Genomic DNA, 13,015 nt, shown 5'->3' with positions numbered 1-13,015 from the left:
AGGGAATATTATGTTTGATTACGAAAGCTTACGACTTATTTGGTGGGTATTGATCGGTGTTCTACTGGTTGGTTTCGCCGTAACTGATGGCTTTGATATGGGTGTTGCCGCTCTGTCACCTGTTATCGGTAAGAGCGACACTGAACGTCGTATTATGCTAAACACGATTGCCCCTCACTGGGATGGTAACCAAGTTTGGCTTATCACTGCGGGTGGTGCATTGTTTGCTGCATGGCCACTGGTTTACGCGACGTCTTTCTCTGGTTTTTACTTCGCAATGTACGTAACGCTAGCTGCACTTTGGTTACGTCCACTTGCTCTTGACTACCGTTCAAAGATCGAAGATCCAAAATGGCGCAAAACTTGGGACTACGCACTTTGCTTTAGTGGCGCAGTACCACCAATCATTTTCGGTGTGGCATTTGGTAACCTACTACAAGGTGTTCCATTTGAACTGAACGAATTTATGATGTCTAAGTACCATGGTACGTTCTTCGCTCTGCTTAACCCATTTGCATTGCTTTGTGGTGTGTTGGCTCTGATGTTGTTCGTGATGCAAGGTGCAACATGGCTTCAAATGAAGACAACAGAAGCGCTGCACGCTCGTGCTCGTAACGTTGCTCAGATCACTGGCCTAATTGCTATTGCTCTATTCGTTATTGGTGGTTTCTGGGTTCAATCTATCGAAGGCTATGTAATTACGAGCACTATCGATACGTTTGCTGACTCAAACCCACTAAACAAAGAAGTATCACTTCAAGTGGGTGCTTGGATGACAAACTTCGAAACTTATCCAGCAATGTGGGCTGCGCCGATCCTTGGTGTAGCAATGCCACTGCTTGCTGTGATTGCATCTCGCTTTGAGCGTGGTGGTTTCGCATTCTTGTTCTCAAGCCTATCGAACGCTGGTGTTATTCTAACGGCTGGTTTTGCAATGTTCCCATTCGTAATGCCATCAAGCCTGAACCCTAACCAAAGCTTGACTATGTGGGATTCAACAGCGAGTGAGCTAACGCTTGCTCTTATGACTGTCGTTGCGGCGGTAATGGTTCCTGTGATTCTTGGCTACACAACTTGGACATACTACAAAATGTTCGGTCGTCTAGATAAGAAACACATCGAAGATAACGACGTTTCAGCTTACTAAGCTAGAAGTTAAATAACTTAGGAGAAATTTTATGTGGTATTTCGCATGGATTTTGGGTGTACTTCTAGCATGTGCATTCGGCATCATCAATGCTCTATGGCTAGAGCATTCAGAAATGATGGACAAAGACAGTGAGTAATCTCGCAGAGCAAATCGCTAAGCTGCATCAACCAATGGATAAGACTCTGCTTAGAGCCTTAGCCCTAGTATTGGGTTTCATGCATGTGGGTTTAGTGATGTGGGATCCTGAAGCGTATGCGACAAGCATCGGTGGCTTTAACGCGATCATCGGACCAATGTTTATTTGGGCAGTATGCTCAAGCATGGTTTACGGTATCGGATTTAAGCCAAGAGCTTGGATGTGGCAGCTACTGTTTAGCCCATATGTTTCACTCACAATTTTGCTCTACCTAACGGTGCTGCGCCTTCTATAAAAGGCAAAGGATTTAGGTTCATAACAACGTGAGCCTTTATACTTGTTGGGTTTTTAGCCAAAAAGAGGTCATCTTATACAGATGGCCTTTTTTTTCGTCTCTCAAATCAAAAAATTCACAGCGATATACTATTAATGATAAGGAGTTAGGTTATAGTGAGATCTTTATCGTTTTGGATTGTGGTAGCAAATTGCAGGGATTATCTAAGCTATTTACGTGGCCAGTGACTGTGTATTACGAAGACACCGATGCGGGTGGCGTTGTATACCATTCAAACTATCTTAAGTTTTTCGAACGCGCTCGAACTGAGATGTTGCGCTCAATTGGCGTTTCTCAGCAAGTATTGTTAGAACAAAACATCGGTTTTGTAGTCCGACATATGGACATTGATTTTATTCAAGGCGCGCGTCTTGATGATTCTTTACAAGTCATTACAAATATTTACGAGTTGAAGCGAGCTACCTTGGTCTTCTGTCAAGAGATCGTAAATCCTGATGGCAAGGCATTGTGTAAAGCAATGGTTAAGGTAGCATGTATCGATAATCAAAAAATGAAACCCAAAGCAATGCCAACATTTATTCTCACGGAGCTAACGAATAGTGACTGCTGAAATCTCAATCTTAGGCCTAATTTTAGAAGCTAGTTTACTAGTTAAGATGGTCATGCTGACTCTTATGGGCATGTCTGTTGTTTCTTGGGCGATGATCATAAAAAGAAGTAAAGTGTTATCTCAAGCTTCTAAACAAACAGAAGTGTTTGAAGACAAATTTTGGTCAGGCGTTGATCTTGCAAAACTGTACCAAGAGAGCAACAAACGCAAAGACGAGCTTTCTGGTACTGAAGAAATTTTCTACGCAGGCTTTACTGAGTTCGCTCGCCTTCGTAAATCGAATGCAACATCACCTGACTTCATTATGGAAGGCACTGGCCGTGCGATGCGCGTTGCCGTTGCTCGTGAGGTTGATGAACTAGAAACTAACTTACCTTTCTTGGCGACCGTTGGCTCTATCAGCCCATACATCGGCCTATTTGGTACGGTTTGGGGCATCATGCACTCATTCATCGCATTAGGTGAAGTGAAGCAAGCGACGCTCGCAATGGTTGCTCCTGGTATTGCAGAAGCACTGATCGCAACAGCAATGGGTCTATTCGCTGCGATTCCAGCGGTAATGGCGTACAACCGCTTCAGCAGCCGAGTAGGCAAGCTAGAACACAACTACGCGACTTTCTCTGAAGAGTTTCACAGTATTCTTCACCGTCAAGCGATGGCTGGCAGGGAATAATAGATGGCTGGATACCAACCTAAAAAACGCAAAATGACAGCAGAGATTAACGTTGTACCTTACATCGACGTTATGCTTGTTTTGCTGATCATTTTTATGGTGACTTCGCCGTTTGTTACTCAAGGTGTCGACGTTGAATTGCCTCAGGCTTCAACGGCTAAATCGGCACAAGACCTACTGGGTGACGACAACGCGAGCTTTATCATCGTTGAAGTGAACAAAGACGGTGAACTTGGCTTGAGCGTTAATGACGAAGAAGTACAGCGTGGCTTATCAATGGAAGATATTATCGTCCGTGTGAAAGCCGAGTTGTCTCTGAAGCCAAACTCTCCAGTGGCGGTTGGTGGTGATGCCGCAACGCCATACGCTGAAGTGGTTTTATTACTTGATGAATTAAGCCGTGCAGGTGTGCCAAAGGTTGGCCTTTTAACGGATATAAGGGAATAGCTCCGTAGCATTCATGAAAGCGAATAATAAAAAATCCAATAATTTCAGATCACCGCTTCTTATTTCTCTTGGGCTGCACGTCATTTTATTCGTTGCGCTCATTTGGGGGGCGGATTTCACGATGTCAGAGCCAAAGCCTACAGGGCAGATGGTTCAAGCAGTGGTGATTGATCCTCAGTTGGTTCGCCAGCAAGCTCAACAGATTCGTCAACAAAGAGAAGCGGCAAGCAAGAAAGAGCAAGAGCGTCTTGACAAACTAAGACGTGAAAGCGAACGACTTGAAAAGAATCGTAAAGCTGAAGAAGAAAATATTCGCAAGCTAAAAGAACAACAAGCGAAGGATGCAAAAGCCGCTCGAGAGGCTGAAAAGCGACGTGTCGAGAACGAGAAGAAACGCAAAGCTGAAGAAGCGCGTTTACAGCAAGAGCAAAAGAAAGCCGCTAAAGCCGAAGCTGACCGTAAGCTAAAAGAAGCTGCGTTAGTGAAAGCCGAGAACGAGCGTAAAGCCAAAGAAGCGGCAATCGCAAAAGCTGAACAAGAACGCGTGGCAAAAGAAAAAGCAGCGAAAGAGGCAGCAGACAAAGCTCGTAAAGAGAAAGAAGCCGCTGAACTCGCGGAAAAGCAACGCATAGCGAAAGAGAAAGAAGCGGCAGCCGCAGCAGAGAAAGCCCGTAAGGCAAAAGAAGCTGCAGCAAAAGCAGAAAAAGAGCGTAAACAACAAGAAGCCGCATTGAACGATATCTTTGCTGGGCTTGAAACGGAAGCGACTCAAAACTCTTCAGCAAGACAACAATTTATCACTGATGAAGCGCAACGTTACGGGGCTATCTATACCCAACTTATTCAACAGAACCTGTTGTTAGAAGACAGCTATCGAGGACGCTCATGTCGAGTGAACCTTAAGCTGATTCCAACGGGCTCTAACGCGATATTGGGTAGTTTGAGTATCTTAGATGGCGATAGCCGTTTATGTGCAGCAACCAAGCGTGCGGTGGCACAAGTACAATCTTACCCGTTGCCTAAAGACCCAGACATTGTGAACTCACTGAAAGACATTAACTTAACTGTATCACCAGAGTAAAAGGACGAACTTGTGTTAAAGAAACTATTACTGAGTTTTGTTTTCTTAATAGCTACAAGCAGCCAGTTTGCACATGCAGCGCTGGAGCTGGTTATTACAGACGGTATTAACTCTGCAAGACCTATCGCTATTGTACCTTTCCGTTGGGAAGGCTCAGAGCCATTGCCACACGATGTATCAGCGGTTATCGCTTCTGACTTACAGCGCAGTGGTAAATTCAGCCCAGTTGCGACAAGCAAAATGCCTCAAACGCCTTACAGCGAAACTGAGGTTAACTTTGATGCTTGGACTAACCTAGGTGTTGACTCATTGCTTACCGGTAGTATCACTAAAAATGCCGAAGGGCAGTATGTGGTGAATTACCAATTGATCGACATTGTTCGTGGTCAACTGACCAAAGGACAAAGTCGTGCGCTGAGTGATGAAGGCCAATTAGTGCTTTCTAAAGATCACGTTCTATTCAATAAGAAGGCTACGGTTCCTGGTAATCGCTTGAGAGAGTACGCACACCGTATCTCAGACCTAGTGTATGAAGAGCTAACTGGTGAGAAAGGCGCGTTCTTAACTCGTATCTCTTACGTGGTAGTGAACGATAAAGACAAGTACCCGTATCAACTTCGTGTTGCTGACTACGATGGCTTTAACGAGCGTTTAGTACTTCGTTCTAAGCAGCCTCTCATGTCTCCAGCATGGTCACCAGACGGCAAAAAGCTAGCTTATGTGAGCTTCCAGAATGGCCAAGCTGAAATATTCATCATGAATATTTACACGGGTGAACGTGAGAAAGTGACGTCATACCCTCGTCACAATGGTGCGCCAAGATTCTCGCCAGATGGTAAAACATTGGCATTGGTATTGTCGAAAACGGGCAGCCTTCAGGTGTACACACTTGACCTTGCTAGCCGTAAGCTGACTCAAATTACCCGCGGCCGTTCGAATAATACTGAACCATTCTGGCACCCAGATGGCAAGTCTCTTATTTTCACATCGGATCGTGGTGGTAAACCACAGATTTATAATGTAAATTTGTCCAATAATTCGACTTCTCGTATTACTTGGCAAGGTAGCCAAAACTTAGGTGGCCAGATCACTCCTGATGGTCGATTCATGATCATGGTGAATCGCAGCAACTCAGGTTTTAACTTGGCTAAGCAAGATTTGGAAACCGGTGCGGTTCAGGTACTAACAAAAACATTGTTAGATGAGTCTCCAAGTATTGCACCGAATGGAGGTATGGTTATCTATAGCTCTATTTACAACAAAACAAATGTACTATCGATGGTTTCTATCGATGGACGTTTTAAAGCTAGATTACCGGCAACTAACGGACGCGTAAGAGCGCCTGCATGGTCACCGTTCCTCTAGGGAAAATTACATATTCTTTTAGCTATTGATAGTGTTAACTATTGTGGCATTTAACTATCTATAGCACTCTTAGTCGCTGTAGAAACTAAGTTTGATAACGTAAGGAAAAAAAGATGCAACTTAACAAAGTTCTTAAAGGCTTGATGATTGCACTACCAGTGATGGCAGTAACGGCATGTAGCTCAACTGATGAAGCAACATCTGCAACATCTGGTACTGAAAGCAACCAAACAACTTCAGGTTCAGAAGGCAATGTAGACACAACTGTTGTAACGCCAATTGACGCTAACGGTCAACTGTCTGAGCAAGAGCTTAAAGAGCAAGCGCTACGTGAAACTCAAACAATCTACTTCGCATTCGATAACTCTACTATCGCTGGCGATTACGAAGAAATGCTAGCAGCTCACGCAGCATACCTAGTTAAGAACGTTGACATGAACGTTACTATCGAAGGTCACGCTGATGAGCGCGGTACTCCTGAGTACAACATCGCACTTGGCGAGCGTCGTGCACAAGCTGTAGCGAAATACCTACAAGCTCTAGGTGTTCAAGCTGACCAAATCTCTATCGTAAGCTACGGTGAAGAGAAGCCACTTCTTCTAGGTCAATCTGAAGATGTGTACGCTAAAAACCGTCGCGCAGTACTAGTTTACTAATTTTAGTAGACTATATAATTGAGGAATTGCCTCATGTTCAGTAACACAAAGCGAGTCATTTTGCTTTCGTTACTGGCAAGTGCAGCGAACACCGCGTTCGCTGCACCAGCTCCAGTATCCGATCTCAATAGCACCGCAACCAATTCATCATCTTCCTCTCGATCAGCATCTAACGAATCAGATATTGAGCGTTTAGAGCGCCTGCTTCAAAATCGCAATCTCGTTCAGCTTCAAATGCAACAGCAAATCGACGACATGGCACTGGAGATCAGTGAACTTCGTGGTGAGCTGGAACGAAACAGCTACGATATGAAGCAAATGCTAGAGCGTCAGCGTGAACTGTTCATTGAACTGGATCGCGTAAGAGGCGAGGTGAAAGCAGCAGGAACAGCAACGGTAGCAGTGGCGGCGAGCGAAGGCTCTAAAGACGCTTCTGGTACGTTCAGTACTGATGTGGATGAGCAAACTGCTTATCAAAATGCTGTAGATATGATTCTAAAGCAACGAGACTACACGGGTGCTATCGCTGCATTCCAAAAGTTTCAAAAAGACTTCCCAGATTCTACCTTCACACCTAACTCACATTACTGGTTAGGTCAGCTTTATTTCGCTAAGAAGCAAGATAAAGAAGCCGTGAAGAGCTTCGCTGCTGTTGTGTCGTACAAAGACTCAAACAAGCGAGCAGATGCACTGGTTAAGCTTGGTGACATAGCAGCGCGCAACAACAACGCGACGCAAGCTAAGAAATATTACCAACAAGTCGTAACCGAGCACCCAAACAGTGCTTCGGCTAAAGTGGCCAAAACCCACTTATAACCAAAATAGGGGTGCTTAGGCGCCTCTTTTTTATACCTGTTCACTTCCGTTTAGTGTTTACTTCTCTTGCTAGTGATGACAACACATCGCCTTGTTTATGCGTTTTAAGCATTAGCTAGTCACCGCTTGCAACCAATCCTTTTTGATCCCAATCGCTGTCCTGTGTAGAATACTCGGATTCTCGGAAGAAGTTGCGTAGAGCAAGAGCAATGAGTCATATACTAGATAAAATCGATACAGTTTACCCGTTTCCGCCTAAGCCAGTTCCATTGAGCGACGCTCAGAAACAGGCCCACATCGCAAACATCAAAAAACTACTTCAAGAAAAAGATGCAGTTCTAATTGCACACTACTACACCGATCCTGAAATTCAGGCTCTGGCAGAAGAAACTGGTGGTTTCGTTGGCGATTCATTAGAGATGGCTAAGTTCGGTAACCGTCACTCAGCAAGCACTTTGATCATCGCTGGTGTTCGTTTCATGGGTGAGTCTGCAAAGATTCTTACTCCTGAAAAACGCATTTTAATGCCAACACTTGAAGCTGAATGTTCGCTTGATCTTGGCTGCCCAGCTGACAAATTTACAGAATTTTGTGATGCTCACCCTGACCACACTGTGGTTGTATACGCGAACACCTCTGCAGCTGTTAAAGCTCGTGCAGACTGGGTAGTTACGTCGAGCATCGCTTTAGAAATCGTTGAAAGCCTAGACGCTGAAGGCAAACCCATTATTTGGGGGCCAGACCGTCACCTAGGTTCTTACATCGCAAATCAAACTGGCGCTGACATGTTGCTTTGGCAAGGTGAGTGTATCGTTCATGATGAGTTCTCAGCTGATGCTTTGAAGAAAATGAAATCGGTATACCCAGAAGCGGCTATCTTGGTTCACCCAGAATCACCAGCAAGCGTGGTTGAACTGGCTGATGCTGTAGGCTCAACAAGCCAACTGATCAAGAAAGCAAAAGAGCTGCCTCATCCACAGATGATTGTTGCGACAGACAAAGGCATCTTCTTCAAGATGCAGCAATTGGTTCCTGAAAAAGAGCTGATTGAAGCGCCGACAGCGGGTGCTGGTGCAACGTGTCGTAGCTGCGCACACTGTCCTTGGATGGCAATGAACGGCCTTGAAGCGATTGAAAACGCGCTTGAGAATGGTGGTGAGCAACACGAAATCTTCGTTTCTGACGAATTACGCGTGAAGTCTCTTATTCCATTGAACCGCATGCTAGATTTTGCAGAGCAGTTAAATGTGCAGGTAAAAGGTAACGCGTAAGTCGTTCTTTTATCTAACCAATAAAAAACCAGCCAATAGTGCTGGTTTTTTTGTATCTGCGTATAGGCCGCCAATATCAATCTTGTGGTCATGTATCTTTTTCTGATGATACATCTTGTTGATATTGCGTATTTTTTCTAGCATGTAAGTAAGAGGAAAAGATTAGAGGCTCGAATGATAATCTGGTTACAACTCAAACGCTGGATCAAAGCAAACATCTTTGTTTTGAATGGCAAAAACTTACTGTTCACTTTTCTTGGCTACATCGCTTTATCGTGGTCGATGCTGTATTTGGCGGGTGAAACAGATTTAACCAGTTCGGTTACCGTATTCGCTTACTACTTGGTGGTGACGGCTTCTACGGTTGGTTATGGTGATTTATCACCGACCACGGTAGCGGGGCAGTGGATCGTTATTCTATTTGTGATTCCAGGCGGGTTGAGCCTTTTTGCCGCGTTGCTCGGTAAAGTGGCGACAGAAGGTGTTGAATATTGGCGAGCGGGCTTGCTAGGAAAAAGGAGAGTTAGAGTGGACAACCACATTTTGATGTTGGGGTGGAATGAGCAAAGAACCATTCATCTCATCCGCATGCTACAACACGAAGAAACGGGTAAACGACCAATCGTGCTATGTACGCGTTCAGATATCGAGAACCCGTTACCCGGTGAAATCAATTTCGTCAAAGTAAACAGCTACACCGATGGCAAAGAGATGGAGAAAACGGGCATTGAGTCTGCAAGTTGCATCCTGATTGATAACCCAGAAGACGACATTACGTTATCTGCGGCGCTTTACTGTGCCAACCGAAACCCTAAAGCGCACCTTCTTGTTTACTTTAAAGATGAAGCGCTGAGCGATTTGTTACACAAGCATTGCCCTAACTCAGAATGTATTCCAGCGGTGGGTGCTGAGATGCTAGCAAAGGCTGCGGTAGACCCAGGTTCCAGTGCGCTTCACCAAGAATTATTGAGCTCAACAAGAGGCATGACACAGTATTCAACGTATTTCCCTGAAGACGCTGAGTCTGTCACCGTCGCGCCTATTTTCTCAGTGTTTAAAGAGAAGTATCAAGCAACTCTGATCGCCATTGATACGGGGAGCGGTATTGAACTCAACCCAGAGTTAGATCAAGTGGTCAGCAGTGGCACTAAGCTGTTTTATATTGCTGATGAGCGAATTGATGACTTCGATTGGAAAGGCTTCTAAAGCGACTATTTTATTTCGTCTGAAAACTAAAAAAGGCCTCATAATGAGGCCTTTTGGCTTGTATAAAGCTAACTGTTATTGAGCTTCAGCCAGTGCAATGCCACGCTGCGTTAGTCCGCAAAGCATCACAGGAACAGCGTTAAAGATCTCTTCGAACTGCTCTAGGCCTTCAATGCCTTGCTCTGCAAGCGTAGCAATTGACGTTTCTGGATCGTAAAGCATGCTCAGTGACAGCAGGACACCGCCAACGAGTGCGTTATCTTCGCTCTCTTCAGGCATTAGTGTTTCCCAATCGTCGCGAGCAATCTGCCAGCCTTGAAGCAAGCCTTCACAAAAATCACGAGCGGCAGTGTTCACCACTTCTTCGTCGTCTAATTGACAAGCTTCAGGCCAAACCCAAGTCCCTTCAATCAGTTCTGGGCGGGTTTTATTCCAAAGCTCGATGATAACTTCAATGTAGCTTTCTAGCTGTTCACCATCCGTAAAAGGTGCGACTTCTTCGCCACCCCATAAGAACGGTAGCCACTCATGCGGGGTTAACACATTCGGTGCCGCTGCCATTGCAGTGACAAAGCCCATTGTTTTGTGTTCTGTGATTAGCTTTCCTTCCAACTCTGGAAGCGCAAGAATATCTTGTAAAGTCAAAGTGAGGTACCGTAAAAGGGAACATATTTGCGCTTATAGTACCAATGAACTTGTGCCAATCAAGCTTCAATCTAAAAAGGCTTGATGTCATGGATGATAAACACTAGGTTTAACAGAAAAGAAAACAATAAAAGAATTATGCAGATACGGTCGTCTTTAAAGAAAAAAAGCATGGTAGCGCTTGGATTATACCTTGCGATGTTTATTGCCATTGTCGGTAGTGTGACGTATTACGTCGTAGAATCCCCTGTGCGCGCCAAATTACAACAAAACCTCGACTTGCGTACGCAACTGTTATCCGCATTGATTACAGAGCCACTCAGTAGTTCTCGAGGCTTCGTAGACAGTCTCGTTGGGTTTGCTCAAGCGCATCGTAACGGTGATGATGTTATTCCGCTCTTTAAGTCCATGTTGGCGGCGAGCGACGATACGATTGTCAGTGCCGGTATTTGGCCCGAACCTTATGCGCTTGATTCTAAAAAGCTTCTCAACAGTTACTTTTTTAATAAAGCCGACGATGGAATAATCGACCAGATATATTCTTACAACAACCCCCAAAATGCCCCTTATCAAGAAGAGTATTGGTACACCTCTGTCGTCAACCAAAAACAAGGCACGATCTCTTGGAGCGATGTGTATATCGATCCATACACACACGTTCGAATGATTACGGCGTCTTCCCCTTATTATTACGACGGTACTTTTGCCGGTGTTGCCACGGTGGATCTCTCGCTCGAAGAGCTGCTTGGTTTTATCAAGAACCACGCCGAAGAATACAACCTTGGCATTACGCTCAGAGATAAGCTTAACCAAGTGTTGGTTTCGCATAACTTTAATCTCGTTGAAGGCATTTACATCAGTAGCAATCAATTTGGTGATTTCGGCTGGCAAGTGGATGTGGTGAACTCCAAATCACGAGTAGAAGACGAAGTGTTTCGTCAGGTGATGAGCATTGAAGGCGGTATTGTTCCGCTATTGCTACTTTGTGTCATGGCGGGGTATTACTTATTGAACCGTTATTTGATTAGTCCAATCACAAGGATTGCAGCACAGGTTGATAGTTCGAAAGCCGGCGAAATCATTGATGTGGATTACTCGAGTGATGACGAAATCGGCCATTTGATTAAAACCTTCAACGAAAAGACCATTTATCTCGAAGCGGAAAAGGTTAAAGCTCAGGCATCCACCAATGCAAAAACCGCTTTCCTTGCGACCTTGTCACATGAAATTCGCACTCCGATGAATGGGGTATTGGGTACCGCTCAAATCCTATTAAAAACGCCTCTAAATTCTGAACAAGAGAAGCATCTTAAGAGCTTGTATGAGTCCGGCGATCATATGATGACTCTACTCAACGAGATCTTAGACTTCTCGAAGATCGAGCAGGGCAGGTTGGATCTTGATGAAACGCGTTTCCCGCTTGATTCGATCATCGGCAGTATTAACAGTGTTTACTACACATTGTCTTCCGAGAAAGGGCTTCAATTCAAAGTGTACTCTGAGGTGACTTCGGGTCGTTGGTACTTCTCAGATAAAGCTCGCCTTCGCCAAATTTTGTTTAATCTATTGAACAACGCGGTGAAGTTCACCTCCAGAGGCTTTGTTGAGGTGTACCTGAAAGAAGTTGTAGAGGGGAGTGACACCTATCTGAGCATTCGAGTTCGTGATACCGGAATTGGTATTTCTAAAGAAGCTCAGAAGCGTATTTTTAAACCGTTTGAACAAGCGGAGTCTTCGACCACAAGGCGTTTTGGCGGTACTGGCCTTGGCCTCGCGATTGTGAAGAAAATTGCCCAGTTGATGGATGGCAGTATTACCGTCACCAGTGAAGAAGGGATAGGCACGAGTTTTGATGTTCGCTTGAAGATTCAGCCATGTCAGCCAGGAGAAATCGAGAGTTTGCCACATAAGAAGTTGGACTACTCTGGCTTAAAGGTACTGATCGTCGAGGACAACCGAACTAACACGGTGATCATTGAAGCCTTCATGAGCAGTAAAGGCTTTACCTGTAAGAGCGTCGAAAACGGTGAACTTGCGATACAAGCCGTGGTTGCTGAGCGCTTTGATTTGGTGCTCATGGATAACCATATGCCTGTGATGGATGGCGTTGAATCAACCACTGCTATTCGTGCTTTGATAGGCGATGTGTCATCGGTATTGGTGTTTGGTTGTACGGCTGATGTCTTTAAAGAGACTCGTGAGCGTATGTTGGGGGCAGGTGTGGATTATATTATTGCTAAGCCGATTGACGAGCGTGAACTGGATGATGCCTTGTTCCGCTATTCAAATAAGCTTTATCAATACCATGAAGTAAAAGCGGATGAGCTCGAAAGCCAAGACGTAAAACCACACGATTCGAAAAGTAAAAGCGAGTCACTGCCTAAACCTGATCTTCGCAACAAAGATAACACTGAAGAGCTGTTAGTGACGTTGTATGTGGCGCTAGAAGACAACAACCTAGAACTGATTCAATTTGCACTAGAGAGCCTACGTGTCCACGTTGAAGCTATGAACAACTCGGAACTTACTGAACAAGTCGATAAAGCGTTAGAGCAGGTTGCTTTAGGATCACCACCTACACAAGATGTCATTAATATCATTACTGTAAATCTACCTATGGCTTAAATGTTGTTTAATTACGGTAAGTAAATGACGAACTGTCCA

The 13,015-nt window shown here is 44.7% G+C and carries 14 protein-coding genes; 13 read left to right on the top strand and 1 reads right to left on the bottom strand.

From position 1 onward, the window contains the following. The first annotated feature begins 10 nt into the window (after window positions 1-10). From cydB to AB4585_RS05010, 12 genes are all read left to right on the top strand, one after another. Entirely contained in the window at window positions 11-1,147 is a 1,137-nt protein-coding gene (cydB, locus tag AB4585_RS05065; RefSeq protein WP_372169399.1) for a cytochrome d ubiquinol oxidase subunit II, read from the top strand. A 31-nt stretch (window positions 1,148-1,178) separates the two neighbouring features. Next, window positions 1,179-1,286 carry a cytochrome bd-I oxidase subunit CydX gene (gene cydX, locus AB4585_RS05060; RefSeq protein WP_000270284.1) on the top strand — a complete coding sequence of 36 codons (108 nt, stop codon included), beginning with the start codon at window positions 1,179-1,181 and terminating at the stop codon, window positions 1,284-1,286. Further along, a complete protein-coding gene (ybgE, locus tag AB4585_RS05055) occupies window positions 1,279-1,581 on the top strand; it encodes a cyd operon protein YbgE (RefSeq protein ID WP_017062075.1) in 303 nt (100 codons plus the stop codon). Before cydX ends, ybgE begins: the two co-directional genes overlap by 8 nt. Before the next feature lie 172 nt (window positions 1,582-1,753). Beyond that, window positions 1,754-2,191 (top strand): tol-pal system-associated acyl-CoA thioesterase, encoded by a 438-nt coding sequence (ybgC, locus tag AB4585_RS05050; RefSeq protein WP_017062074.1) that lies wholly within the window; start codon window positions 1,754-1,756, stop codon window positions 2,189-2,191. Next, on the top strand, window positions 2,181-2,864 hold the full coding sequence (gene tolQ / locus AB4585_RS05045; RefSeq protein WP_017062073.1) for a protein TolQ: 684 nt from the start codon (window positions 2,181-2,183) through the stop codon (window positions 2,862-2,864). The genes ybgC and tolQ overlap by 11 nt, the downstream gene beginning before the upstream one ends. Before the next feature lie 3 nt (window positions 2,865-2,867). Beyond that, window positions 2,868-3,311, top strand: coding sequence for a protein TolR (gene tolR / locus AB4585_RS05040; RefSeq protein WP_017062072.1), 444 nt, complete (start codon window positions 2,868-2,870; stop codon window positions 3,309-3,311). A 13-nt stretch (window positions 3,312-3,324) separates the two neighbouring features. Further along, the gene (gene tolA, locus AB4585_RS05035) at window positions 3,325-4,392 is read left to right on the top strand and encodes a cell envelope integrity protein TolA (protein WP_372169398.1); all 1,068 of its coding nucleotides are present in this window, start codon (window positions 3,325-3,327) and stop codon (window positions 4,390-4,392) included. Window positions 4,393-4,404: 12 nt separating this feature from the next. Then, window positions 4,405-5,757, top strand: coding sequence for a Tol-Pal system beta propeller repeat protein TolB (gene tolB, locus AB4585_RS05030; RefSeq protein ID WP_017062070.1), 1,353 nt, complete (start codon window positions 4,405-4,407; stop codon window positions 5,755-5,757). A 113-nt stretch (window positions 5,758-5,870) separates the two neighbouring features. Beyond that, entirely contained in the window at window positions 5,871-6,413 is a 543-nt protein-coding gene (gene pal, locus AB4585_RS05025) for a peptidoglycan-associated lipoprotein Pal (RefSeq protein WP_017062069.1), read from the top strand. Window positions 6,414-6,446: 33 nt separating this feature from the next. Continuing rightward, a complete protein-coding gene (gene ybgF / locus AB4585_RS05020; protein WP_017072257.1) occupies window positions 6,447-7,229 on the top strand; it encodes a tol-pal system protein YbgF in 783 nt (260 codons plus the stop codon). 209 nt (window positions 7,230-7,438) lie between these two features. Then, window positions 7,439-8,500 carry a quinolinate synthase NadA gene (gene nadA / locus AB4585_RS05015; RefSeq protein WP_017062067.1) on the top strand — a complete coding sequence of 354 codons (1,062 nt, stop codon included), beginning with the start codon at window positions 7,439-7,441 and terminating at the stop codon, window positions 8,498-8,500. Between the two features lie 174 nt (window positions 8,501-8,674). Then, window positions 8,675-9,706, top strand: coding sequence for a potassium channel family protein (locus AB4585_RS05010; protein WP_017063519.1), 1,032 nt, complete (start codon window positions 8,675-8,677; stop codon window positions 9,704-9,706). A 75-nt stretch (window positions 9,707-9,781) separates the two neighbouring features. Here AB4585_RS05010 and AB4585_RS05005 read toward each other — a convergent pair whose 3' ends face one another. Then, complete coding sequence (locus tag AB4585_RS05005; protein ID WP_017062064.1) at window positions 9,782-10,351, bottom strand: UPF0149 family protein; 570 nt, start codon at window positions 10,349-10,351, stop codon at window positions 9,782-9,784. 171 nt (window positions 10,352-10,522) lie between these two features. On the opposite strand from AB4585_RS05005, the gene AB4585_RS05000 reads away from it, so the two are divergent. After that, window positions 10,523-12,976 carry an ATP-binding protein gene (locus AB4585_RS05000; RefSeq protein WP_372169397.1) on the top strand — a complete coding sequence of 818 codons (2,454 nt, stop codon included), beginning with the start codon at window positions 10,523-10,525 and terminating at the stop codon, window positions 12,974-12,976. Window positions 12,977-13,015: the final 39 nt, after the last annotated feature.

The organism is Vibrio sp. 10N.222.49.C9 (assembly GCF_041474985.1).
GTDB classification, from domain to species: domain Bacteria; phylum Pseudomonadota; class Gammaproteobacteria; order Enterobacterales; family Vibrionaceae; genus Vibrio; species Vibrio crassostreae_C.
This window is presented reverse-complemented; position numbering and strand designations above follow the sequence as displayed.

Bases quoted from the DNA above. Each gene is read 5' to 3' on its own strand.
- cydB (WP_372169399.1), top strand. From the start codon at position 11: ATGTTTGATTACGAAAGCTTACGACTTATTTGGTGGGTATTGATCGGT.
- tolA (WP_372169398.1), top strand. From the start codon at position 3,325: ATGAAAGCGAATAATAAAAAATCCAATAATTTCAGATCACCGCTTCTT.
- cydX (WP_000270284.1), top strand. From the start codon at position 1,179: ATGTGGTATTTCGCATGGATTTTGGGTGTACTTCTAGCATGTGCATTC.
- AB4585_RS05000 (WP_372169397.1), top strand. From the start codon at position 10,523: ATGGTAGCGCTTGGATTATACCTTGCGATGTTTATTGCCATTGTCGGT.
- ybgF (WP_017072257.1), top strand. From the start codon at position 6,447: ATGTTCAGTAACACAAAGCGAGTCATTTTGCTTTCGTTACTGGCAAGT.
- pal (WP_017062069.1), top strand. From the start codon at position 5,871: ATGCAACTTAACAAAGTTCTTAAAGGCTTGATGATTGCACTACCAGTG.
- nadA (WP_017062067.1), top strand. From the start codon at position 7,439: ATGAGTCATATACTAGATAAAATCGATACAGTTTACCCGTTTCCGCCT.
- AB4585_RS05010 (WP_017063519.1), top strand. From the start codon at position 8,675: ATGATAATCTGGTTACAACTCAAACGCTGGATCAAAGCAAACATCTTT.
- tolR (WP_017062072.1), top strand. From the start codon at position 2,868: ATGGCTGGATACCAACCTAAAAAACGCAAAATGACAGCAGAGATTAAC.